Annotated in this window: 27 protein-coding genes and 1 pseudogene; 2 read left to right on the top strand and 26 right to left on the bottom strand. The window is 47.4% G+C overall.

The features are described from left to right. Positions 1 to 45: 45 nt before the first annotated feature. The 25 genes and pseudogenes from V7728_RS16580 to V7728_RS16460 all read right to left on the bottom strand — a co-directional run bounded on the left by V7728_RS16580 (position 46) and on the right by V7728_RS16460 (position 20,041). Positions 46 to 312 (bottom strand): DUF2577 family protein, encoded by a 267-nt coding sequence (locus V7728_RS16580; RefSeq protein ID WP_007610818.1) that lies wholly within the window; start codon positions 310 to 312, stop codon positions 46 to 48. Beyond that, on the bottom strand, positions 312 to 1,289 hold the full coding sequence (locus tag V7728_RS16575; RefSeq protein WP_015239687.1) for an XkdQ/YqbQ family protein: 978 nt from the start codon (positions 1,287 to 1,289) through the stop codon (positions 312 to 314). Before V7728_RS16575 ends, V7728_RS16580 begins: the two co-directional genes overlap by 1 nt. Positions 1,290 to 1,302: 13 nt before the next feature. Continuing rightward, complete coding sequence (locus V7728_RS16570) at positions 1,303 to 1,962, bottom strand: LysM peptidoglycan-binding domain-containing protein (protein ID WP_052827320.1); 660 nt, start codon at positions 1,960 to 1,962, stop codon at positions 1,303 to 1,305. Further along, positions 1,955 to 7,000: a transglycosylase SLT domain-containing protein gene (locus V7728_RS16565; protein ID WP_099566667.1), complete on the bottom strand. Its 5,046-nt coding sequence runs from the start codon at positions 6,998 to 7,000 to the stop codon at positions 1,955 to 1,957. The genes V7728_RS16570 and V7728_RS16565 overlap by 8 nt, the downstream gene beginning before the upstream one ends. Then, entirely contained in the window at positions 6,988 to 7,140 is a 153-nt protein-coding gene (locus tag V7728_RS16560) for a hypothetical protein (protein WP_015239684.1), read from the bottom strand. Before V7728_RS16560 ends, V7728_RS16565 begins: the two co-directional genes overlap by 13 nt. Before the next feature lie 41 nt (positions 7,141 to 7,181). Next, complete coding sequence (locus tag V7728_RS16555) at positions 7,182 to 7,628, bottom strand: phage tail assembly chaperone (protein WP_003154836.1); 447 nt, start codon at positions 7,626 to 7,628, stop codon at positions 7,182 to 7,184. Positions 7,629 to 7,703: 75 nt separating this feature from the next. After that, a complete protein-coding gene (locus tag V7728_RS16550; protein ID WP_003154837.1) occupies positions 7,704 to 8,147 on the bottom strand; it encodes a phage tail tube protein in 444 nt (147 codons plus the stop codon). A 1-nt stretch (position 8,148) separates the two neighbouring features. Next, positions 8,149 to 9,546: a phage tail sheath family protein gene (locus V7728_RS16545; RefSeq protein WP_099566666.1), complete on the bottom strand. Its 1,398-nt coding sequence runs from the start codon at positions 9,544 to 9,546 to the stop codon at positions 8,149 to 8,151. Beyond that, positions 9,546 to 9,755: a hypothetical protein gene (locus V7728_RS16540; protein WP_007610809.1), complete on the bottom strand. Its 210-nt coding sequence runs from the start codon at positions 9,753 to 9,755 to the stop codon at positions 9,546 to 9,548. Before V7728_RS16540 ends, V7728_RS16545 begins: the two co-directional genes overlap by 1 nt. Next, positions 9,752 to 10,198, bottom strand: coding sequence for a hypothetical protein (locus tag V7728_RS16535; RefSeq protein WP_015417289.1), 447 nt, complete (start codon positions 10,196 to 10,198; stop codon positions 9,752 to 9,754). The genes V7728_RS16540 and V7728_RS16535 overlap by 4 nt, the downstream gene beginning before the upstream one ends. Further along, positions 10,195 to 10,698, bottom strand: coding sequence for an HK97 gp10 family phage protein (locus tag V7728_RS16530; protein WP_025284607.1), 504 nt, complete (start codon positions 10,696 to 10,698; stop codon positions 10,195 to 10,197). The genes V7728_RS16535 and V7728_RS16530 overlap by 4 nt, the downstream gene beginning before the upstream one ends. Then, entirely contained in the window at positions 10,695 to 11,051 is a 357-nt protein-coding gene (locus V7728_RS16525) for a DUF3599 family protein (protein ID WP_007407272.1), read from the bottom strand. The genes V7728_RS16530 and V7728_RS16525 overlap by 4 nt, the downstream gene beginning before the upstream one ends. Continuing rightward, on the bottom strand, positions 11,048 to 11,431 hold the full coding sequence (gene yqbG / locus V7728_RS16520) for a protein YqbG (protein ID WP_099566665.1): 384 nt from the start codon (positions 11,429 to 11,431) through the stop codon (positions 11,048 to 11,050). Before yqbG ends, V7728_RS16525 begins: the two co-directional genes overlap by 4 nt. A gap of 16 nt (positions 11,432 to 11,447) precedes the next feature. Continuing rightward, positions 11,448 to 12,383 (bottom strand): phage major capsid protein, encoded by a 936-nt coding sequence (locus V7728_RS16515; RefSeq protein ID WP_007407274.1) that lies wholly within the window; start codon positions 12,381 to 12,383, stop codon positions 11,448 to 11,450. Between the two features lie 26 nt (positions 12,384 to 12,409). After that, positions 12,410 to 13,255 carry an XkdF-like putative serine protease domain-containing protein gene (locus V7728_RS16510; RefSeq protein WP_007407275.1) on the bottom strand — a complete coding sequence of 282 codons (846 nt, stop codon included), beginning with the start codon at positions 13,253 to 13,255 and terminating at the stop codon, positions 12,410 to 12,412. A 19-nt stretch (positions 13,256 to 13,274) separates the two neighbouring features. Then, positions 13,275 to 14,666: a phage portal protein gene (locus V7728_RS16505; RefSeq protein ID WP_094031916.1), complete on the bottom strand. Its 1,392-nt coding sequence runs from the start codon at positions 14,664 to 14,666 to the stop codon at positions 13,275 to 13,277. 48 nt (positions 14,667 to 14,714) lie between these two features. Continuing rightward, positions 14,715 to 16,013 (bottom strand): PBSX family phage terminase large subunit, encoded by a 1,299-nt coding sequence (locus V7728_RS16500; protein WP_099566664.1) that lies wholly within the window; start codon positions 16,011 to 16,013, stop codon positions 14,715 to 14,717. After that, complete coding sequence (locus tag V7728_RS16495; protein WP_099566663.1) at positions 16,010 to 16,807, bottom strand: terminase small subunit; 798 nt, start codon at positions 16,805 to 16,807, stop codon at positions 16,010 to 16,012. The genes V7728_RS16500 and V7728_RS16495 overlap by 4 nt, the downstream gene beginning before the upstream one ends. A gap of 112 nt (positions 16,808 to 16,919) precedes the next feature. Then, positions 16,920 to 17,432 carry a sigma-70 family RNA polymerase sigma factor gene (locus tag V7728_RS16490; protein WP_007407279.1) on the bottom strand — a complete coding sequence of 171 codons (513 nt, stop codon included), beginning with the start codon at positions 17,430 to 17,432 and terminating at the stop codon, positions 16,920 to 16,922. Positions 17,433 to 17,545: 113 nt separating this feature from the next. Further along, complete coding sequence (locus V7728_RS16485) at positions 17,546 to 17,749, bottom strand: XtrA/YqaO family protein (RefSeq protein ID WP_032871270.1); 204 nt, start codon at positions 17,747 to 17,749, stop codon at positions 17,546 to 17,548. Then, positions 17,739 to 18,080, bottom strand: a pseudogene (locus V7728_RS16480) (phage portal protein). The gene V7728_RS16485 and the pseudogene V7728_RS16480 overlap by 11 nt, the downstream one beginning before the upstream one ends. A gap of 97 nt (positions 18,081 to 18,177) precedes the next feature. Continuing rightward, a complete protein-coding gene (locus V7728_RS16475) occupies positions 18,178 to 18,345 on the bottom strand; it encodes a hypothetical protein (protein ID WP_003154863.1) in 168 nt (55 codons plus the stop codon). Then, on the bottom strand, positions 18,345 to 19,145 hold the full coding sequence (locus V7728_RS16470; protein ID WP_014417520.1) for an ATP-binding protein: 801 nt from the start codon (positions 19,143 to 19,145) through the stop codon (positions 18,345 to 18,347). The genes V7728_RS16475 and V7728_RS16470 overlap by 1 nt, the downstream gene beginning before the upstream one ends. Further along, positions 19,045 to 19,872: a phage portal protein gene (locus V7728_RS16465; protein ID WP_099566662.1), complete on the bottom strand. Its 828-nt coding sequence runs from the start codon at positions 19,870 to 19,872 to the stop codon at positions 19,045 to 19,047. The genes V7728_RS16470 and V7728_RS16465 overlap by 101 nt, the downstream gene beginning before the upstream one ends. Then, positions 19,862 to 20,041, bottom strand: coding sequence for a hypothetical protein (locus tag V7728_RS16460; protein WP_099566661.1), 180 nt, complete (start codon positions 20,039 to 20,041; stop codon positions 19,862 to 19,864). The genes V7728_RS16465 and V7728_RS16460 overlap by 11 nt, the downstream gene beginning before the upstream one ends. A gap of 190 nt (positions 20,042 to 20,231) precedes the next feature. Between V7728_RS16460 and xre the strand changes: the two genes are divergently transcribed. Further along, positions 20,232 to 20,570 (top strand): HTH-type transcriptional regulator Xre, encoded by a 339-nt coding sequence (xre, locus tag V7728_RS16455; RefSeq protein WP_003154871.1) that lies wholly within the window; start codon positions 20,232 to 20,234, stop codon positions 20,568 to 20,570. 148 nt (positions 20,571 to 20,718) lie between these two features. Next, a complete protein-coding gene (locus V7728_RS16450) occupies positions 20,719 to 21,309 on the top strand; it encodes an ImmA/IrrE family metallo-endopeptidase (protein WP_007610775.1) in 591 nt (196 codons plus the stop codon). 118 nt (positions 21,310 to 21,427) lie between these two features. Here V7728_RS16450 and V7728_RS16445 read toward each other — a convergent pair whose 3' ends face one another. Continuing rightward, positions 21,428 to 22,033: a poly-gamma-glutamate hydrolase family protein gene (locus tag V7728_RS16445; protein WP_047935636.1), complete on the bottom strand. Its 606-nt coding sequence runs from the start codon at positions 22,031 to 22,033 to the stop codon at positions 21,428 to 21,430. Between the last annotated feature and the right edge of the window lie 15 nt (positions 22,034 to 22,048).

Raw genomic sequence — 22,048 nt, 5'->3', positions numbered from 1 at the left:
GCTTTAATAGGCTGATATTCTCGTACATCTCCGTCCGGATGCCGGTTAAATTTTGTCCAGTACAAAGAAAGACTGTCCTCCTGTTAAGGCGGCGGTCATCACCCGATCTCCCGCCTGGAGCTGATCATCTTCTCCGGATCTCAGCCGCTTCGGCACAATGAGTGCATCAGACGGAATCAAAAGTTTGTCGTGATCTTTCAGTTTCAGCTCGAGCGGCGAAACGGAGGTCACTTCGGCCGGCATCAGCTCCACCGGCGCTTCGGCGTCAACCGCTCCGACGGCTAAATGTTTAATGGCATCACTTAATCTCATCAGGATGTCCCCTCCGGAAGTGAATTTTTCTCCGTGACGTCAATCGTCATGGTATGTTTTGTTCCTTGGAATTCATGGCGGTCCGTATCTACATAATAGGTTTTCTTCAGCCCGATTTCCGGAATTGAGATATAGACAGGCAATCCGCTTTCCAACCCGGGAATACCGATCGCCTGTATATTTTTCAGCTCTTTCTTAACGCCTTTTTTCTCAGCCTGCTTCACTTTTGCGCGCTGTTTCAGCTGGGCTTCGTTAATGTCGTCAGAAACCGTTTCGGTATACTGCAAAACGCCGAATGTTTTCATGCCCGCGCTGTCTGACGCGGAAGCCTTTATCGTTTTATTGTCTTTTTGCAGCCGCATGACGACACGGGTTGCGGTGTCATCAATTGAGGTGCTGTATTGATACCCTGTGATATTAACTCCTGTTTCCAGCACCCATATGTCAGACGGCTCCGGCCATTCACGCAAGCCGAGCCTGCCTTTTTCTGAATAGAGCTGATAATTGCGCCCCGTCTGGCTTTTTGTCTGCTTTAACGCTTTTAGCATCATATCGTAAAGGCTTGTATCATTTTTAAAAACGAGTGATTTAATGGTATGGCCTGTGTTGGCAATGGATGTGACGGGAATTTGAAAATCGCTGGCGATCCTTTTCAATATTTGATCGGCGCGCTTGTTGGAAAACACGTAAACGTCCTGGTTTTTCACAAGATATTGGAGCATATCGTATGCGGTGAAGGCGACGGTATGCTCATCGGGCGTTCTTGCAAAAACAACGCCGCGGAACAGTTCTTTTCCGTTCCATTTGAACAAAACCGTATCCCCCTCCGATACACCGTAATACGTCTGGCTGCCCTGCTTTACGACAATCGTCGCTTCGATGGAGCGGGGCGCCTGATATCTGTGTCCTTCCAGCGTGACGCTTTCTGTGACAAGCTCGAGCCACTCCGTTTCTTTTATGACAAATAGTTCAATCATCTTTTCACCCGTTTCATTGCGGTATCTTCAGCTTCTGCCCCGGGAAGATCCAATGCCCCGGCTGCCGGATATTCCGTTTGCTGCGCTTAATCATGGCGGTTTTATTCGCGTTCCAGATTTTCCGCCACTCCGTATGGTTTCCGTAAAATTTGCCGGCGATGTCCCAAAGCGTATCCCCTTTTTTGACGGTATATGTTTTGGGTGAGGCTTTGGACGGGCGCTTCGCTTTCGTTTTTTTCTTTTGTTTGATTTTTCTTGGCGAAGCAGTTTTATATTCTTTCAGTACGATATCAAAATTCCAGTCGCCGATTTCATTGTCGCCTTCGCTGTAATTAAAGCTTTCAATGCTGCATGTGACATTGATTTTTGTCCCTGTAATCAAAAACTGAACGGGTTTTTTCGCTTTCATCCATGCTTCAATGATTGAAATGGCTTTTTCCGGCGAAGGGATGCTTTGATATTCGGCAATCGGGCTGTACCGTTTCGGAAAAAAAGAAGAGAACGAAATTTCTTTCGCTCCCGGTTCTTCGATAAACGTCACCTCTCCAAGTCCGGTGACTTTCACGGAATCATTCTGCACGCTGTTTGCGATATCAATCGCTTCAGGGAGAACGGGAAGCCGGAGCTTGTCCTTCCCCTGAGACAGCCAAAATTCGTAAACAGATTTAGTCAAAAGCAACGGCCCCCTTTGCTCCGGTATAAATGTCTTTTTGCAGTTCATCAATCAGCGCCTGTTTGATTTTGGCGGCGAGGCTGTCGGCGTCCTGTCCGTTATGGAAATGCTGATCGCCGCTGAATTCGATTTTAATTTCTTTTGTTCCCGTTTTTTGAACGGTTTGTCCGCCGCCTTTAACGGCTGCGGAAACCGTGCCGGCTGAAAGCGCCGCCGGTTCCGTCTGGGACGGATCGGACACTTCCATGCCGAGCGCTTGAGCGGCTTGTTGCAGCAGATAACGGCCGCGGATGCCCCGCTCTTCAGGGATGATCCACTCCCGTTTGTTCCCTTCGCCGACACGGGCGATCTGCTCCTTGGTAATCAGACCCCCATTGGCATAACCGACGTAAGGGCCTCCATGAGCCATACTTTTAATCCCGGGGACATTGCTGATCGAGCCGTATCGGCTTTTAATATAGCCGATAGCGGCAGCGGCGTTGTGAATTGGATTTCTGATATCATTCATACCCGGCGCTTTGTGATCTTCAAAGGTGCTTGGAATCGTCTGCATAAGCCCCTGTGACGGGTGTCCGGCTTTGGCGTTGCTGTCCCATAGATTAATGGAATTAGGGTTGCCGCCTGACTCATGCTGTGCGATCGTCATTAATCCCGGAAGCCAGCTGATCGGCGTATTGGTTGCTTTCATTGCGGCCAAAAGCCACTCTTTGACGCTTCCTCCCGCTGCACCCATGCCGGAAAAGGCTGCTGCAAGCGAGCCTGCCTGTTTTTCGGCGTATTTTTTCACGTCAACTGAGCTGAGCCCTTTGACGACGCCGACTGAAGCAAAGCGCCCGAGGCTCATCATGACACGGGAAGGAGAGTGAATATCAAGCTCTTCTCTGAATGCGTCCTCGACTTTTTTGGCCATATCTTTGGCCGCCTGTTTGACTTCGCTTCCTTTTGCAGTCATCCCTGATACGAAGTGTCCGATCAGGCCTGACCCCCAGCCGTTCGCGGAATCTCTTGATTGCACAAACGGTTTATTGATATGTGTGCTTACGTATTGCGACGTTCCCGTATCTTTCGCATTCTGTCCGGCCGAATATCCTTTCACCGTTGCGGCGCCCCATGATGACGATTGATTAACCGCCGATTGATAAGGTGTTTTCACCTTTGTTTTTAAAAATGAATCGGTGCCCGTCGGCGAAGTATTCTGACCTTTGGCATAGCCCGCAACGACTTGCTTTCCGTAACCGGATGAAGACGAAATAAGGGCATTGAACGGCATTCCGATGTTTTTTTCCTTCCAGCCGTCCATATCCACCGCTTTTTTGCTGATTCCGCTGTCAAAGCCTTCAGTAAACTGTTTGCCGAGTGATGAAGCCGTCCCGCCAAGTCCGGATGTCTCTACAGACGCTGCGGCCGACACAGATGCAGAAGAAGAAACACCGCCCGCTCCCGCCGGAACAGCAGAAGACTGAGCCGAAGCCGCGCCCATATCATCGACAACACGCATGCCGAGCTTAGACGCAGCTTGTGAAAGCAGCATCTTTCCGCGTCCGCGATTGTTGTCAACGGGAATGACAAATTCTTTACCGGCTTCACCGATCCAGGAAATGGTCGGCTTTGTAATGTAGCCGCCCGTGGCGTTTTTGTCCGTTTTTTTCTTTTTATCTCCGCCGCCTCCTGTGACAAAGTTCATTATGCCTGAAATCATTTTGCCGCCGGTTTTATCCCAAATCTTTTTCACCCAGTCGAATGCTGCAGAAAAAGCATCTGATATGGCTGTTCCCACTTTTACAAGAGGTTCTTTTATATGTTTCTCAAACCAGCCGCTTAACCCTTTCCATATACCCTTTACCGTATCTAAAGCAGTCTGGAAAGCATCTGATATTCCTTTACCGACATTTTTCACCATGTCTTTCACCGGATTCCAGACAGTATCCATGAACCAGCCGGAAACCGTACTGAAAACGGATTTAATTTTATCCCAAGCTCCTGTGATTTTACTCCAAATGGACGTCGCCACTCCGACGACAGCCGATTTTACGGGCCCCCACACCGTGCTCATAAACCAGCCGGATACTGTGCTGAAGACACCTTGAATCGTCGTCCACGCATTCACGATATTTGACCAGATGCTGGTTGCCACTCCGACGACAGCCGATGAAACCGGCGTCCATACATTCTCCATGAACCAGGATGACACCGTGCTGAAAATCCCTTGAATCGTCGTCCACGCATTCACGATATTTGACCAGATGCTTGTCGCCACTCCGACGACAGCTGATGAAACCGGCGTCCATACATTTTCCATGAACCAGGATGAAACGCTTCCCCAAGTATCTTGTATTGTTGTCCAAGCACTTTGCGCCGCTTTGGAAATATCATTCCAAGCGTCTTTCAAAGCCCCTGAATCAAAGGCCTCTCCCAAGCTGGAACCGCCTAAACTGCCGGCGATGCCGCCTACCGCGCCGCCGATTAGCGTGCCCACTCCAGGAACAACGCTTCCTATTGCCGCTCCGGCCGCGGCTCCGGCAAGACCGCCGCCTGCTGAGCCGACCTTCTCTCCTGCATTATCTTTATTGATGCCGGCTAAATCAGTAAGTGATAACAATTCACCTATGCCGGGAATTCCTTTAGCGGCACCTTTTAACCCTTTCATACCGCCTTTTAGCGCCTTTGAATCTCCCAAGCCTTTCAAAAGCGCGCCGATGCCTTTACCTGCCCCTTTTGTTTTCGGCGTGTTTACGGATGCCTGTTTGCTTTCCTTTACGGAGGAACTTCTTTTCGAGGATTTATTCCGCTCTTCGACTTTACTGCTTTTGCCCCTCGTCACTCCGGTACAGCAGCAGCAGCCCCCCAAAGCCCCGCCGGTTTTTTTGGCTGACTTTCCTGAAGATTTTGACGCTGTTACCGTGCGCTGTGAACCCTTTGTCAGATCAGGACGCTTCGGGCCGTTGGAGCCGCCGGCAGTAAGGCCGCCCTTACTCTTTTCTTTTTTCGTGCCGCCTCCTAATAATCCGCCGATATTGAGTTTGCCTAATTTTTCAGCGATTCCTGAAAATATTTTTTCTATTAATTCCCCGGCTTTTTCGATGATTTTGTCCGGGCTGAATTTCTCAAATTTCTTGGCAATCTTGCTGACAATTTTATCAACAAATGCCTCGGCTTTTTCGATGATCGCATCAGGACTGAATTTGCCGAACTTTTTATCAATGCCTCCGAACAGTGAGGATGTAAACTGCTCCACTTTTTCCAAAATCTTATCCGGATTGAGAAAATCGAATTTCTCAGAAATTCGGTCAATCGTGTCATTTACAAATTGTTCGGCGCGATCGATTAGCTTATCAGGACTGAATTTGCCGACAACGTCGTCGACTTTCTTCATAAACGAATCAGTAAAATGATCCAGCTCTTTCAATATGGCCTCCGGACTGAATTTGCTGACAACGTCATCTATCTTTTTCATAAATGAATCAGTGAATTTATCCAGTTCTTTCAATATGGCTTCCGGACTGAATTTACTCACGACCCCGTCTACTTTTTTCATAAACGAATCAGCGAATTTATCCAGTTCTGATAATATCGCCTCAGGGCTGAACTTGCTCGCGATTTCGTCTACTTTCCCCATGAATGAGCTCGTGAACTTGTCCAGTTCGGCTAATATCGTTGCAGGGCTGAATTTGCTCGCGATCTCGTCCACTTTTCCCATGAATGACGTTGTGAACTTATCCAGTTCGGTTAAAATCGTTGCCGGGCTGAATTTGCTTGCGATCTCGTCCACTTTTCCCATAAATGACGTTGTGAACTTATCCAGCTCTGCTAAAATCGTCTCCGGGCTGAATTTGCTCGCGATTTCGTCTACTTTTCCCATGAATGAGCTCGTGAACTTGTCCAGCTCTGCCAAAATCGTCTCCGGGCTGAATTTGCTTGCGATTTCGTCTACTTTTCCCATGAATGATGTTGTGAACTTATCCAGCTCTGCCAAAATCGTCTCCGGGCTGAATTTGCTTGCGATTTCGTCTACTTTCCCCATGAATGATGTCGTGAACTTGTCCAATTCTGCTAAAATCGTCTCCGGGCTGAATTTGCTCGCGATTTCGTCTACTTTTCCCATGAATGAGCTCGTGAACTTGTCCAACTCTGCTAAAATCGTCTCCGGGCTGAATTTGCTCGCGATCTCGTCCACTTTTCCCATGAATGACGTTGTGAACTTATCGAGTTCTGCTAAAATCGTCTCCGGGCTGAATTTGCTTGCGATTTCGTCCGCTTTCTTCATAAAGCTTGCAGCGAATTTATCCAGTTCCGCTATGATTGTTTCCGGATAAAATTTGGATGCGATGTCATTGACTTTTTTCATGAAGGTGTCTGCAATGGAGTCAAGCATTGAAAAATCGTTTTTCGGCGAAGCAGGAGCAGCAGATGCAGAAGCTTTTCCGACGTCCGGCATATTCTTTTGCATTGCAGCCAGCTGTGCTGTCACCTTTTCGTTTAACGATAATTGAATAACATTGTTTTTTCCCGTCAGCGAATCAATGCCCGCTGAAATTCGGCCGACTGTTTTCATGACGTGATCTATGACGCGTATAGTGACAGAGTACCCGTTCTTTAACGCAGATTGCATATAGCGTTTGATACGTTCCATGGCAGGGGTCACTTCGTCTGACGCATAAAGTGAAACGGTAAATCCTTTAAAACCGGCAGCCAGATCCCGCAATCTCTCAAATGCCGCTGTCGCGCTGTCTTTTGCTCCTATTTTAATGGTTAAAGACGCAGGCAGACCCGCTAATTGGGCTTGCACCTTTTGAATGACGGCACTGGCTCCGTCTTCAGCTGAAATAGAGATCATTTGTGCGCCCAGCTTTCTTTTCATAGAGCGCTGAATGCGGTCAATTGTTCTTAAAACTGATTTACTCTCTTTGCGTATATCAATTTCACTTTGGCGTTTTGTCATTTTCCTGTATTTCTCAAGCGCTCTGAAGCCATTTTGGATTTTCCTTATTTTCTTTGAAACCCGATCTTCCAATTCAAAACGGGCGGTCAGCTTTGCCATGATGTCGCTCCCCCTTTCTTCGCTTGTTTTTCAAGAATGTCCAGCTTGTAACCGATTAAACCGTACAACAGCGCCTTAAAATGTCTCGGTGCTTCATATAACTCTTTCAGTTCTGATGGAGAATAATGAAGCTCATGCATCGCGTAATAGAGATACACGGCTTCCTTATTCCCATCTTTTATCAGTTTTTTGCTTCTTGCTCCAGATCTTCTAATTCATCTTCAAAACCATTGATCTCAATCGCTTTATTCAGCCAATTTGCATACTCACCGCCGACTGAAAGCACGCGTTTTGCCACCTCGACCGGATCTGCCGTTTTGTAAGCGTCGCGGAGCTCCTTAGACCGGAAATCAGGGTAAATCGTAGATTCAACCGCGATCCGCGCATAGAAGCGCTGGCTGTCTAAGTCTTTTACGCGGCCTCTGCCCTTCACATTTTTATATGTCGTGCTTTCCTTCTCCAGTTCATCAATGCGCTCAGTCGTAATGGCTTTAAAAATAAAAGGCACGATGTTTCCTTTTTTATCGACAAAACGCTTTGAAAGCGGAACCCGAATCTCCTCAGCCTCGACTGTTTTACCTGGCATAAAGAATGATAGATCATATACTTGTTCGTTTTTTTCGCTCATGATGAAAACTCCCTTACTCTTTTTTTATAAAAAACAGGCCTGTAAAAAGGCCTGTTTCACTCATACCGATCTTAATTAAAACGTTTCAGAAAGCTTTTCCGGCACATCGAAATCTTCAAAGGTAAACGGCACTTCTTCTTCGAGTGCTTCTGAGTCTACGTCCAGTCCGGCGATTTTTGCAGAATCAAAGTTGACGTCATACAGAGTGACGCGTTCTGTTCCGCGGCCCGATGATTTGTCATCAAGAACGGCTTGCAGCGTAAAATACGGGTCGCTGCCTTTTTTGACGTAATCCATCATAAGGACGGCGAATTTGGATGTGACCTTATAGAATGTTGCCGTGCCCGTTCCGTTGGCGCCTGTTGTTTTATGTCCCGTCATGCGGCGGCCCATGATGTTTACTTCTGATTTGTTTTTTTCCACGTTTGCTTCAAACGTTTTAATATGCGCCATCTCTTCTCCGTCGAGAAATAAACGGCCTTCTTTTCCTGAAATCGTGTTTTGCGCTTTTAATGCCATCTTAGTTTACCTCCACGTTAAAGTAGAATTTTTCTGCCGCATCCACAGGCTGTACGGCGAGATCGATTAAAAAGCCGTCGCGGTCTTCATTCAGCCCGATTGTAATGTCTTTGTCTGAATCAAAGTTGGCGATGCCGCCCGCATCCTGAAGCGTAGTCAAATATTGAATGATCATCGTTTTGACGAATTGAAGGCCGTCATTTGTCGCAGGAAGATCGCTGCCCGTGCCTTTTTTCGATTTAATTAAGGCTTTCAGTTCACGTGTCAAATCGTTATTCACCGCATCAAGCACACGGACGATTTTGTTTTTCGCGAACTTTTTGTTTTTCTCTGCCGTAAATGTCACCAATGAGTTGATATCTTTTTCAACGCTGACTGACTTATCACGGGCATCATAAGAGAAAAGGAATTCACCTTTGGAAAGACGTTCGATCACTTCATCATGAGTCAGGCGGTGCAGCACATCGACGGCGCCTTCGTATTCAACGAATGTTAAGGATTGATTAAATGCGGCGCTGGCACTTGCGCCTGCCACCCAGGCGGTCGCATCTTCAGCTTTAATCTCGGTTCCGTCTTCCAGCAGGACACCTTCAGTTACATTGATAATGCCTTCATAATCCCCGCTGTAATGGGCGGTCACCCCTTGCACTTTCTGTCCCTGCGCATCGCGAAGGCGTTTAATGAATGCGGCAAATGTCGCTTTCAGCTGATCGTTTTCCGCGACAGGAAGAGCGATGACATCGAAATTCTCCGTTTCAGCAGCAGCTAAAAAATCCGTATAGTCTGAGTTGACCGGTGCTTTATCAGTTCCGCCCGCGAGACGGATGCCTGCCTGCGGGTTTAACGTTTCCCCGGATTCTTCCTCAGTGCCTGTCAGCGGGATGGAAGCCGACAGTTCGCCCGTTCCCGTGAATGTGACATAGCCGTTTGCTTTTAATTCTTCGGCTTTTTTCACCGTTTGTTTGTCAACTTCCGCTCCATCCATGTAAGTGGTCACATCGAAAGCGGTCTGATCAAGGACGTTTTTACTGATGCGGATGATGATGTCATTTCCTTTTGAACCGCCGTACAAAGCGGTTGCTTTAACACCTTGTGAAAGATCGGCGCTCGCTCTGATTCCCTCTGTCAGACGGTACATCAAAACGGTTTTTGCTTTCTTTTTCGCCTCACGAAGCAGAATCAGTGACGGATCTTCAATGCTGAGCCCCACTTTTTTATTCAAATCTTCAATGCTTGAAATGGAAACGAATGTTTTCGCTTCCCCCCAGCCGGATGCGACGGGAAGGGCGACAATCCCGCGTTCACCGATCGATACCCGTTCCTGGGCGGTTGTTTTAAAGTTAAAATAGATCCCGGCACGTTCTTTTTCTTTTCCTTGCGTAAATGTTCCGCCGTTCATTATTGCATGACCTCCTTGGTTAAAAATGCTTCAATGTAAGACTTGGCTTGCGCTTTTGTCATTTGTTTTTGCTTCACGCCGAATAAAGCCCCCTGGAGAATCTCAGGTTTTACGCCGAAAAGCTCCTTCGCGTGCTTTGTTAAATCCGCCGTGTCATAAAGAACCGCTCGTTCCGCCGCTGCGGCATTTTTCTTTTTATGTTGTTTCACTTTTCTTTCACCCCGCTGTTAATGTCCACATCCCGCAGTGCGGGAGATGTTTGTTTCTGATAGTAGTAGCGGCTCGTCCAGCGGATTGTGATCACTGCCTCGCCTTTGTCTCCGACTCTTGTTTCGATACGGCTGATGCGGACGAAATCACCGGTATCCTCCCCTGATTCCGTAAGCAGCGGAATCAGCTGTCTTGATTCTCTCACCGCATCAGCGATCCGGTCGGCTGCATAGAGCGCCTGCACCGAGTCGGCATGGAACAGCTTCACATTCAGACTGTACGTTTTCTTATAAGTGGAGACTGTATCATTTTCGTCAAAAACAAATGGGGGCGGAATGTATAGTGACGGTACCTGAAATTGTTCAGGCAGTTCATTTTCATATACGGGCACGCCGCACTGCTGATACAAAAAAGCGGCGATTGAACCGGTTTCGCGATTCATCCGATATCTCCCCCCAACGTGTTAAGCCACTGATTGAAACGCTTGTCCAGCGATTCGGCGAAGAGTGTTTCATACAAAAGAAGGGCTTTGTCCCAAAACCCATTCCCGCTGATCCACTGTTTTTTGAGCGCCATTCCCGTTGAAGCTGACGGATCATAGATGAACCGGGAGCCTTGAAAATACCCGGGCACCCATCTGACATTTTCATCTGAGACGGTCCAATGTCCGTCATTTATGAATGAGGCATACTCTACATTGGTGCCGATTTCAAGGGTCAGTCCCCCGTTTTCAATGATCCATACATGATCCTGCGCTCCTTTTCGGAAAGAAGACAGCAGGTTTTCTGTTTCAATTCCTCCCGAATGAACAAGCTCCTCCCTTACCATGTCGAGAAAATCCTCTCCTGACTGTTCCAGCCATTCGCCTGCCTGACGGGCAAATTCTCCGGATGATGCCTTTTGCAGCGACCGATTCCATTGCTCAAGGTTTTTTATGCTCATAGTCTGTCATCTCTCACAGCGATAACCTCCCAATGGTGCTGTCTTGCTTTCTTCGGCATTTCCAGAATATACGCCTGTCCTTCCCAAATGATTTTGTCATTGACACGCACAGCGGCCTCTTTCGGAAAATGAACGAGAAACCGCTGATATACCTTATGATCAGGCGCAAGCTGAATAAGCTGCTGCTGTTTTTCAACAAACAGACACGGCACGTCTTCAGCGTCGGGCACTTCCGGATAAGAAAAGACAGGCTGGAGCTTTTCGGCGGGAATCCCGAAGCGTCCGGCCTTCGGAACTGACACCGTCTCATGATAAATATCGCATCTGTCAGTGAGCAGCCGTTCGTAGCTCATAAAGGTCTCACCTTTGCGTTTGCAGAAACCGGGGAATAACCCGGCGTGATATATTCACAGAGCAGATGGTGCACCGCCGGTTTTCTGATTCCGCCTTCACCTGCCACCGTATACGAGTAGTCGCCTATCTTTTCAGATTGATAGGCGGAAGCGGCTGCTTCATTCTGGTTGATCAGCGCAAAATATTGAGAAAGCTTTAATAACGCAAGCTTAATCTCTTCGGGAAGCGGTGAGTAAATAGGGTCAGTGAACGAATGCCCCGCCATTCTGGCCGCTTCCGCCTCCGCCTCCAGAATGTCCTGTATTAGAAGCGGCTCCGGCCTGTTTTTGACTTGATCATAAACTGAATATGAAACAACGTCAGACGGCTGAATTAACATAACTGCCACCTCCGTCTTATTCTTTAACGTTTACGATTTTGGCGCTTGCATCTTCTTCTTCAAATTTGCTGTCAAGTTTAGCCGTCAGTACGATAATAAATTTGCGGCTGCGAATATCTTTATCTACTTCGATTCGGATATTCCGTGAAAAACCGAGAATGATATTTTTCGGGTGAGTCAAAATGATGTCAGACGCATCGTACTGGGAGTCACCTTCTCCGACCGAGTACGGCTGCAGATTGGACACTCCTTTGACCGGAACGCCGAATGCTGAAGACAAACCGCCCTGCACCGCAAGATCCCCCAGATTGGTCTGACGGTCAGCCACACGGTCTTTCCATTCAATCTCCATGCCTTGAGATGTGTAAAATCTGAATTCCTGAGGCAGGCGCAAATATTTTGCCGGAATGGCTTTTAAGCCTTTTTTAAATGTGGCTCTGGACAGCTCTTCCCCGTTTCCGTCAATGACGTGAGATACAGTCTGCTTACGGATTCCGTCAAGCTGTGCCAAGTACGGATCAGAAGAAGATGTATCGCCGTTTACGACAAGCTCCTCAATATCGACTGCCGCCCGCTCCGCCAAAATCTGCATGATCGTCTGCTGCAGGCCGTCTTTTTCAATATTATTTTCAAGCGTGTCATAGGTGATATTAATTTCCGCAATGACTTCTTTCGTATTCAGCTGCACCGTACTTGTTGCCGGGACGGTCAGCTGATCGTCAGTTAAGGCTTTTCCTTCCTCAGCGGCACGCAGAATCCGCTGACCGAAACCGATTTTTTCAAATTTCTGCGAGTCATTTTCCATTTGAATCACACGCGATTCGCTGAAAATGGTCGGCGTGTTCTGCACCATGCGGATAAATGCTGAAGCTTGTGCGGGGTTCATTAAACCGCCGCTTTTTAAAGCGGAAAGTGACATTTCCGCCTTTCTGATGATATCTTGATTTCTCACTCTACAGTTCCTCCTTCTGACTGGGCTTAAAGCAGTCCGCTCCAAATGGATTTTTTAACAGGCTCTTGGCCGCCCGTCTCTTCTTCCGGCTGCTTTGATGCGCCTCTTACTTTTTCAAGCGCTTCAATGCGTTTAATAATCGGCGCGAGCATGTCCTCGACAAGCGTTTTCAGCTTTTCTTCATCAGACGGCGCAGCCGCCCCGTCTTTGTCTTCCGTGTTTTGGTCCAAGCTGTCAAGCCGCTTTAAAAGCGGGTGCAGCGCGTGCTCAATCGATTCTCTAACGTCTTCTTTTCTCATCTTGTTCAAGTCCTCTCCCTTGCGGTTTCTTGATTTGCGGTCACGGTCGAGAAATTGCTTGACCGCGCCGAATAAGCCGGCTTGCTTTTCTGCCGGCTCTTCGTAAACGTCAGCGGTTCCCGCCATGCTGTAGCCCGTAATGATACCGGCTTTAATCTGATCCCATACTTCATCGGAAGCTTTGGTGACAAGCACCCAAGATCCTTTCCGGATCACAGCATTCCCGATTTCAAAGTCATCCGGGGCGACGTACGACTCCACCACCTCGCCGGTCCCGCCTTCAAAATTATGATTTGTATCGATGTTGCGGGCGTCCGCCAAAAAACCGTGAGCGGCCTTTTCAATCTCTTCAGCCGTCATATAATCGCCATGGGCATCCGGGACATCCGGCTCGTAAACGATGCCGTAAACAAGCTTCTGCTCATCCGATTCGCTTTTTGTAAACACCTGCACCTTTTTTTCAAATGACGGAAGGCCTCCGGCTGATTTTGTAAAAAAGAATTCCGTTTGGTTCGCCGCCTTATCGACATAGCTCACAAAACTGATGACGGCATTTCTCAATTCTCTCGGCACGAGATGTTTTCACCCCCTTTCAGGATTGCTCCTTTTTCCCTTTCAGCACCGGCCGGCTGTAGTACTCTTCAGGCCATTCCTCAAGCGTCTTGCCGAGCACTCTTCCGGCCAGATCACGGAGGTCATTAGGAGAGACCGCGCCGGCGGAAATAAATGGCGTAAGCACCTTCGCAATTTCAAGCGGATCGCGAAAATCAGGCCCCTTTAATGTGAGCTGTACATCGTGGAGCCCCAGTTCAGGCAAAAATAACGTGTTGAGCTTATTAATCAGCGTTTTCCGCTCCGGCTGAAACACCTGCTCCTCCGTTATTTTCCGTGCCGTATCGGCGGTGGCTTTGTTGTATTCCTGCGCCTCGCCCGTATAAAGCGGCGGGAGACGGAAAGCGGAACGGAGTTTATTTCTGCTTTTGTCGTCATATTCAAGAAACAGCGCATCATCCTGCAGAATTTCGGCAAGTGATTTAATTTCCACAGACACGGGCGTAATGTCTTCGCCTCCGTGAAGGTCTTTTTCCTTCGCAATGCCTTCCGCCTCAATCAGCAGAAATTTGTGGGCGTTTTCCACCCCTTCCAGGTCATTCATATAATCCTGGAGCTCTTTGTACGATGCTTCTGACAGCATGCCGTTTTCAACCGTAATGGCGGCCGGCACGTGACGGCCCTGCTTGAAATACATAAAATTCAGTTCTTCCGCTTTCCGGGCGCCGTACAGATTGACGATATTGCCGACCCAGCGCGGAATTCCGTAAGTGCCGCTGCCGATTTTTAAGTGAATGGCTTCATTTGCCCGGTATTCTTCAGACAGGGTCTTTACGTATTCGCCGGTTCTCATGTCCATCATGCGGGGATCGCCGTATTCCTTAAAAAACACTTTCCGACCGTTCAGCATCTGAACATATTTACGGAACCGTTTTTGCCTTTTAATCGTTTTGGATGCGCCATTTTCTTCATAAGAAAATGTAACTTCAACGGGATCAGTCACACCGCAGACGCGCATATGTTTCACATCCAGATATTCAATCCCCGCCGGTTTTCCCGCCCCATCCCGAAGCACTTCGAGAAAACCGTTGCCCGTTTTTTCGCGGTCTTCTATCGCATATCCGAGGATCGTCTCGGCCGATTCATCAAAATGAAGACATTTGTAAAAGCTCTCCAGCTTCATCCAGTTTTTTTCGGCCCGGGCCTTTTTTGACGGGGAGCAATCTGGGCTATTTACATCAAAGGTATATTCCACATCAAACCCAAAACCCGTAATATTGACCCGATACGCGTCAATGCACTGCTGAAGAATCGTCGAGTATTCGGCGATTGTTTTCAGTTCAATGAGATTATAGGGCGGTGAAATGATGTCTTCGCCGTACAGATCGGCAAATTGATCTTCGTTCATCTGCCTTGCCTGCGGCGCGGCCATTTTTGATTTAAAGACGGTGGCTCTAACGTTTTGATAGTTCGGCAACGCCTACCTCCTCCTTTCCCGATTCGGACGTCTCCGTTTTTGTGATGCATCTTTCAAATCCGCCGCGTCATAGTCATCCAGCGCATACCAAATGGCTGAAAGTGTGTGGGGATCAATTGAAAACTCATCTTCCGACAGAACGCCGTTTTTGTTTTTTGCGTACGTTAAGTTCTGCAATTCGCGGATCGTATGTTGACAGCTGTCTGAGCAATAGATGTGTTTGAACCGTTTCAGTTTTTTTGTATACTGAAGTCTTGAGCCCGGAAACTTTTTGGCCGCAACCATGCAAAAGCCCTGCCTGCGAAAATATTGGATGCTTTTCGGCTCAGCCGAATCCGCTTTGATCAGCTCTTTTTGATCCGCCAATTCCTGAAGCTCCTCAGCTGTCTGATCATCGGTCATTTTGTTTTTGTAATACTCCCAGAAAATATAAAGCTCTTTTTGATCCGGATCGACGGCAAGCCGGATGACCGCATTGTATGACTCTTCAAAACCGAAATCCATGCCGGTCCGAAACAGGGGGCGCCTGATGGAAGCAATCCGCTCCGTTACTTCGTTGTGCTCCATGACCTGAAACTGCGGAAACACGCGGATGCCGTTGACGCCGAACTGTCCTTTGCGGGCGATCCGGTATAAATCGGGATCGTAATGCCGTAAACTGTCCAGCTGCTTAATATAGCTTTTCGGCAAAAACAGATTATCGCACGCTGTGGAGTGGTGGTAATACGTATCCCCCTTAACGACGGTGCCTTTTTCATACAGCGTCTGATCATCCAATACGAAGCGTTTTTTTTGCTCATCACGAAAAAAATGCCGGTACGTCCAATTGGAGGTGCCGACGGGATTTGTGGTGCATATCATATGAAGCGAAAGCTCGGGATGGCGCAGACGCCCGATCAGCTCCTTAAAGCCTTCATACTTCACTTCAGAGCATTCTTCAATCCAAATCAGTGAAATATGATGAATGGATTTCAATTTGGCCGGGTTGTCCATCCCTTTAAACATAATCCGGCTTCCGTTTGAAAATCTCAGCTGCATCGGTGAAGACACGGCTTTTACGGCAAGTCCCAGCTCAAGCTCCCCGATAATATCTTCAAACAAGGCAAACGTAGAATCTCTGTGCGTATCGAAAACTTCCCGCACGACAAGCGCCGTCCGCTTTTCACGAAGCAGCTTCAGGATGATTTTCAGCGCGGTATGATAGCTTTTTGACGAACCGTAGCCTCCGACGAGAAATTGGTACGTTTCATTCCAATTGAACAAATAATCTTCAAAGCGCGGGTTGACCGCTTTTTCAATCATGACCGTTCCTCTTTCCGCGTAATGACAATGTCAATCGGCTTTTGGCTGTCTTCTGTTTTTTCCATCTTCTGCTGTGCCAGCTTTAATTTTTCATTTTCGATTTTTTGTTTAAATTGATCAGGGAAAAGGTCAAAGTACAAGGACAGCTTTTCAAGAGCCTTCATCTTGTCGGCAAGCTTTATTGCAATGCCCTCTTTTCCGAGTTTTGCTTCTGTGACGATGGTTCCGTCCAGAAGGTGCGAATCTTTAACGTCAACGTAGCTGATTTCCTGCATAATCGGCTTATCATTTTCGTCAAAGAGCGGCCCTGATTTTCCGAAGGCCTGAACCTCTTTTTTTCCGAAGGTTACATAATCGGTAATGTCGGCGAAAGCGATTTTCACATAGACTTGAAGAACGTCCATCGCTTCGACAAACACTTTATTGACCATTTCCTTTTTCATGCGGCTGATTTCTTTGGCGACTTTTTCGTTTTTTAACAGCCTGCTTCCCGTCACATGCGCGCTTTCCGGTGAATACCCGGCTTTTATCGCAGATTGGGTGGCGTTAAAGCTTTTCACATAATAAAGACAAAACAGCCGCTGGCGTTCGTTTAACTCATCACCTTCGCCCGGGGTGCTTTTTCCGCCGCTTTCCGCGTTCTTATGGAGCGCCTCGTCCCAGCGCCCTTCTTTTTTCCATCTGCCGATCGTTCTTGCGGATACGCCTGATTTGCCGGCAAGGGCGCGATTTGTGATGCGGCCTTTATGAGACTGATAGATTGTAAATGCCTGTTCTCTTTTTGCGTTTTTCATGCTACGGCATCACCGCCACCTCCGACATGATTGTCTATAATAAAAAGCGGCTTCTAATCGGGCCGCTTTTTGTGATCGTCTGTTCACTTCTAGGTGGCAAACGTATGACAACTTATGAAGCAGGCGATTGATTTCTTTGTTCCTGCTGTTTTTGTATTTTCAGAAGCGCCCGTTTGACCGTCGTCTGTACGGTTGATTTCTTTACATTCAGCAAGGCGGCAATCCGTTCATATGAAAAGCATTCCGCTTTGTGGAGCAGCAGCATTTCTTTTTCTCTATCCGTTAAAACGGCTAATGCGTCCCGCAGTCTGATTCTGTCTTCTTCAGTCACATTCCCGGAAGGTTCAAACATCAGCGCCTGCGAATAGGTTTCTATGATTCTCGGATCTTTAATCAGCATTCTCTGATAAGCGTCTCTGCGGTCTATCGCTCTTCTTATGCCGGGCTGCCGGCCTTTTTCAAGCCATTCGATGACATATTCCACATCTGTAATGATCGTTCTGATGATTTTTTTATCTTTCAGTTCTTCTGAAGTAAGCACCGTTTCATCGGCTTCCTCCAGCTGCTTGTACCACTTTTTCGTCTCTTTCAGCGTGCGTTTATATTCAAATAGTAAGTCTTCCATGCAGATCCTCCTCTTTTTCGGAACAAAAAAAGGACACCAACCAATGCGCAGCATGTACGCGATTGATCAGTGTCCGCAGGCTTTCCGTCTTGGACGTATTCTGTTTTTTTCGATTAATTCAATTTAAAGCCGATTTCATATTCGACCCGGGCCAGATCCCCTTTTCGCGTTTCGACAAGCGTTTTGCCGTGCTCCGGCGCTTCGGCGAGCCATGCTTCCTTCTTCAGTCCGTCTATAATAATCACCCGAACCTTGCCTTCTTCCAGCTGGCTTTGTAATGTTGTATGTTCAATGTCAGTCAGTTTTTTAGGATTCATGTTTTACGTCCTCCGTTTTTTTCAGGATGTTTACTTCATGTATGAGACTTCCGAGCTCATTTATGAACGCTTCTTTTTCTTCAGAACTTTCTCACCGGAGCAGGCGGAGAGCCGTTTCGGCCGCCTCAAAAAGTTCCGGAGCCTTTGCCATCAATGCCGCGTTGATCTGCTGAGAGTATGAACTTAAGTTGAAAACGGCCGCGATGAGCCTTCCGTTTGAATAAGGGAACTTCTCTTTATCCGCTTCGCTGTAAGCGGAATAAATGTAAATGGTTTTTTCTTCTCCGCTGTGTACGGCCCGCCATGGAGCGGGGCTGTGTTTTTCTTGCAATGGTTATCCTCACTTTCCATCAGCCTCATGCCATGCTTCAATTTGCTTTTCTATCCGTTTCGCCCTGAACAGCAGGCAAAAAAGCCATTTAATATATTTATACACGTGCATCAAGCCTCGCTTTTGCGTCTTGAACCATTCGCTCAAGACGTTTAATGACCGGCGTTAAATCAGTGCCTGTTTTGCAGTTCGGGCAAGGGTGAAAGACAGCGCCGAAACCCGTTTCCGTCACAATGACCTTCTTCGGCCCGCACAGCTTACACATTATCTCGCCCCCTCTAATCTGTGGTTTACGTCAAATGAATTGCCATTAATGATGACTAAATAATCGCTGCACATCTCATAAATTCTTGTGCCTAAGGCTTCATCAACCTGCACCAGTCCGTCACAGGCCAGCTCGCTCGAGATAAGAACCGGTTTATGATTTAAATAGCGGTAATTCACGACGGCGTACATTTGTTCAATCTGCCAATCGGTCGCCCGGGGTTTTCCGTTCAGCGGTTTGAACAGATCGTCAATAAAAAGCACATCCGCCTGTTTCATACGGCCAAGCTTTGCATCAAGCAGATCAAAATCATTTTTTAAATCCGTAAATCCCTCCACAAAAGGAAAATACAGCACGGGTGTCTGCTTCTGTCTCATGACATAATTGCTGAGAGCGGTCAAAAGATGGGTTTTTCCCGACCCCGGACGCCCTAAAAGGGCAATGCTGTTTTTCCGGCAGTTTTTAATCTTGTCGAAGTTTTCAACATATTCAAGGGCGCACTCATATGCGTCGACGACTGCCTGAGGCTTGCCCCGCGTGATAAATCCTTTGAAATCCAGCTTCCGAAAGGCGCCTGTAATCTCACTTGCGCTGAGGATGCGCTCTGCTTTTCGTTCGGCGGCGCAGCGGCACTTAACCCACACATCCATTCCCAGCTGGTTTTTGAGATAACCGCCCTGATCTTTACAGAGCGGACAGTCAAAGCGGCTTTCGTCTGATTCTTCCGGTCTGTCCGCCAGTAATGGACGTTTTCCGTTTTTCAGGTCGGCCAGTATCTGCTCGATCGTTCGTTTTGTCATGTATCGTATTCCTCTCTTTTTTTGTTGTGATTGTCCTTCCCGCAATTCGTGCATTCAAGCGGTCTTCCATATACTTGGCGCAATAGCTGAAAGCCTTGATCGTTTCAGCTGAAGCTGTGCGCCGCTGTTCAAAAGCGGTAAAGCATTCGCCGAGCCATTTGATTGCTTCTTGTGCTGACGCACCGAGGGAAACAATACGGGCGATGGCCTGATAATCCCGGGGCGACGGGTATACGCTCCGCCCCTCCTGTGCAGACCTTAATCTGATAAAATGGGCGGCAATGTCGTTAATCGTTTCTTCAGCAGTATGATTTTTTGTTATATCTATTTCTCTCCGGACATTTTTGTCCCGGTGATCCGCCGATATTGTCCGGTCAGTTGCTTCCGGGCGGGTCAATGTCTTTTTCGGCGTGAATCTTTTCGAGTGCTTTACGGAGACGATGAGTCCGTAAGGGGCGCGGACGGTTTTGATATATTCATGCTGTTCCAAAACCTCAAGCCACCGTCTGACGGTTTTTTCGCTGACGGCAAATACATCGGCCATCTCTCTTGCTTTTACGGGCTTATGACCAAGGACGATCCCCCACTTTACACCGTCTTTTACGTGTTCCTTTGTCGTTGAGCTGATGAACCATAAAAACAGCCAAATGGCGGACCCTATTTTGTCATAATGTTCTGAATTCAGTAATCCGGAATAGATGAAAAACGGGTAGCTTTTACGATTCATAAGGGACGTCTCCGTTTGTCTTCAGACCTATATAGCGTTCATACTGCAATCGGTTATCAAATCGGAATACCGGAAGTCCGCAAGCGGTAAAAGATATCGAACCGCCTGCTTTTCCTAAACATCTCTGGTCAGCCGGATCGCTGCTGAAACGGATGATTATCGGCTGCATCTCTCACCCTCCTGATCAATTTTTTATCGTACATTGATACATTTTGTATCCTTATGATGTTGATTATATACGATACATTTCGTATCATCAAGACCTTTTTGATACTTTTTTTATCATCTCTTTATTTTGATACATTTTGTATCTATAATCATAAGTAACTTAGGGTGTTGAAAAAAGAGAGGTCATTCGGATGATAGGCGGAAGATTAAAGAGTCTCAGAGGAAAGAAAACACAGGAAGAAGTCGCAAATCATATCGGTGTCTCGCGCGCCAGATATTCTCATTATGAAAACGGCCGATCTGAACCCGATTACGACACGCTGCAAAAGCTTGCGGATTATTTCAAAGTGTCGACTGATTATTTGTTAACCGGAAAAGAACCTTCAGATGAAGACATGTTTGCCGATCCCGACCTGCAGATCGCATATCGGGACATGCAGGACTTTTCCCCGGAGAGCAAACAGCAGGCCATTGAATTCATTAATTATTTAAAAGAAAAAGAGAAAAACCGCAGGCCGAAACATAAATAATCCGCTCTTTTCCTTTAAACTGCTTAACGTTCAGCCGATATAAAAGCTGAATGTTTATTTTTAAAAGAAAAGGGAATTGATTCAAAGTCCGATCAGGGCTTTTCTTTCTCGCTTAAAAAAGAACATATGTTCGAAAGGGTGTATTCAATTGGGCGATTTTTTAACACATCTTGAGGAATACGTCAAAAACTTATATTGCCGCATGGGAATGACCGCCCCTCTCCATATTGATATGCAGATGATTGCCAAGGAGCTTGACATTTGGATTCATTTTGAAGATACGCACAGTATGATGCTGAAGCGGGACGGCATGTACAGCATCGTCCTGAATCAAAAAAAGTCACCCGAAGAGCAATGGCAGGATTTTGCGCACGAACTGTGCCATGTGCTGAAGCATACCGGCAACCATTTTCATATGAACAAGCTGTTCAGAGAACTGCAGGAATTTCAGGCCAACCATTTTATGTACCACTTCTGTGTGCCGACCTTTATGCTGTTAAACATGGAGCTTCCCCAGCGAAGGAGCCACGCCGTCATTTTAATCGCAGCCGCTTTCCGGGTGACGGCATCATTTGCGGAAAAAAGGCTGGAGCTGTTTGAACGGCGTAAAGCAGGTATTCAATTTCAGAAGCGGCTCGCTTGTCTGTTATCCGACAAGCGGCCGAATGTGTATTATGAAAGCGGACAGACACACTTGCATGCCGCTGAAGAAAAAACGCCGTATTTTATTGAAAATTAGCGATACTCTGCCGGCTTGGAACGCAGCCGGCAGAATGTCATCATTCTCACCGTGCTGCCCGCCACGCACTTCTTGCGCCGCATAGCAGCTCCAGTAAATATAAGAACGGGCCCCCTGTTCATTTATCATAAAAACCGGCCTTCACGGCTTCTACATACCGAAAAAACAGATCGGTTGGCGTATATTTTTCTCCCCGGCAGCCAAAATTGCTGAACAGCGCGTGTCTCTGCGCCGTGCTCACTTCCAATTGCAGCCCCATTTTCCTTTTTGTCCGATTGACAATGTTGCGGGGATTTACACCTGCCAGCCGATCATTCTTCTCTGTCAGCTCGGCATCAAACCCCGCTTCACGCAGCAGATCACAAATCAGTCTTGCTTTTTCCAGATCCGCGCCCCCGACGAGTGTATTTGCCTTTTTCAGATCATGATACCCATGAAAAGCCAATCCGTAATGATGGGCGGTCACTTTTTCTAAAGCCAGGGGTTCGTCAAAGCGTGTGCTTGTCAAATGGAGAGAACGGTTATCGCACCGCTTCGTTCCTTCAAATAAATAAATTGAGCTTTGGTCAGAAAATGCCCGCACCAGCTCACTGACACCCGGCTCAATCCTGCCGCCGTGGGGAGCGAGGACGATACATTTACTTCCCTCCTTTTCTTCATAAATAATTCTGTATTCCGATTCAGCAGCAGATAGGGCTGCGAAATTATCATATCTATCTTTCATGTGTAACATGCTCTC

It is taken from the genome of Bacillus sp. JHAA (assembly GCF_036961585.1).
GTDB classification, from domain to species: domain Bacteria; phylum Bacillota; class Bacilli; order Bacillales; family Bacillaceae; genus Bacillus; species Bacillus velezensis.
The sequence above is the reverse complement of the archived record's forward strand: the minus strand, read 5'-3'. Positions and strand labels throughout refer to the sequence as shown.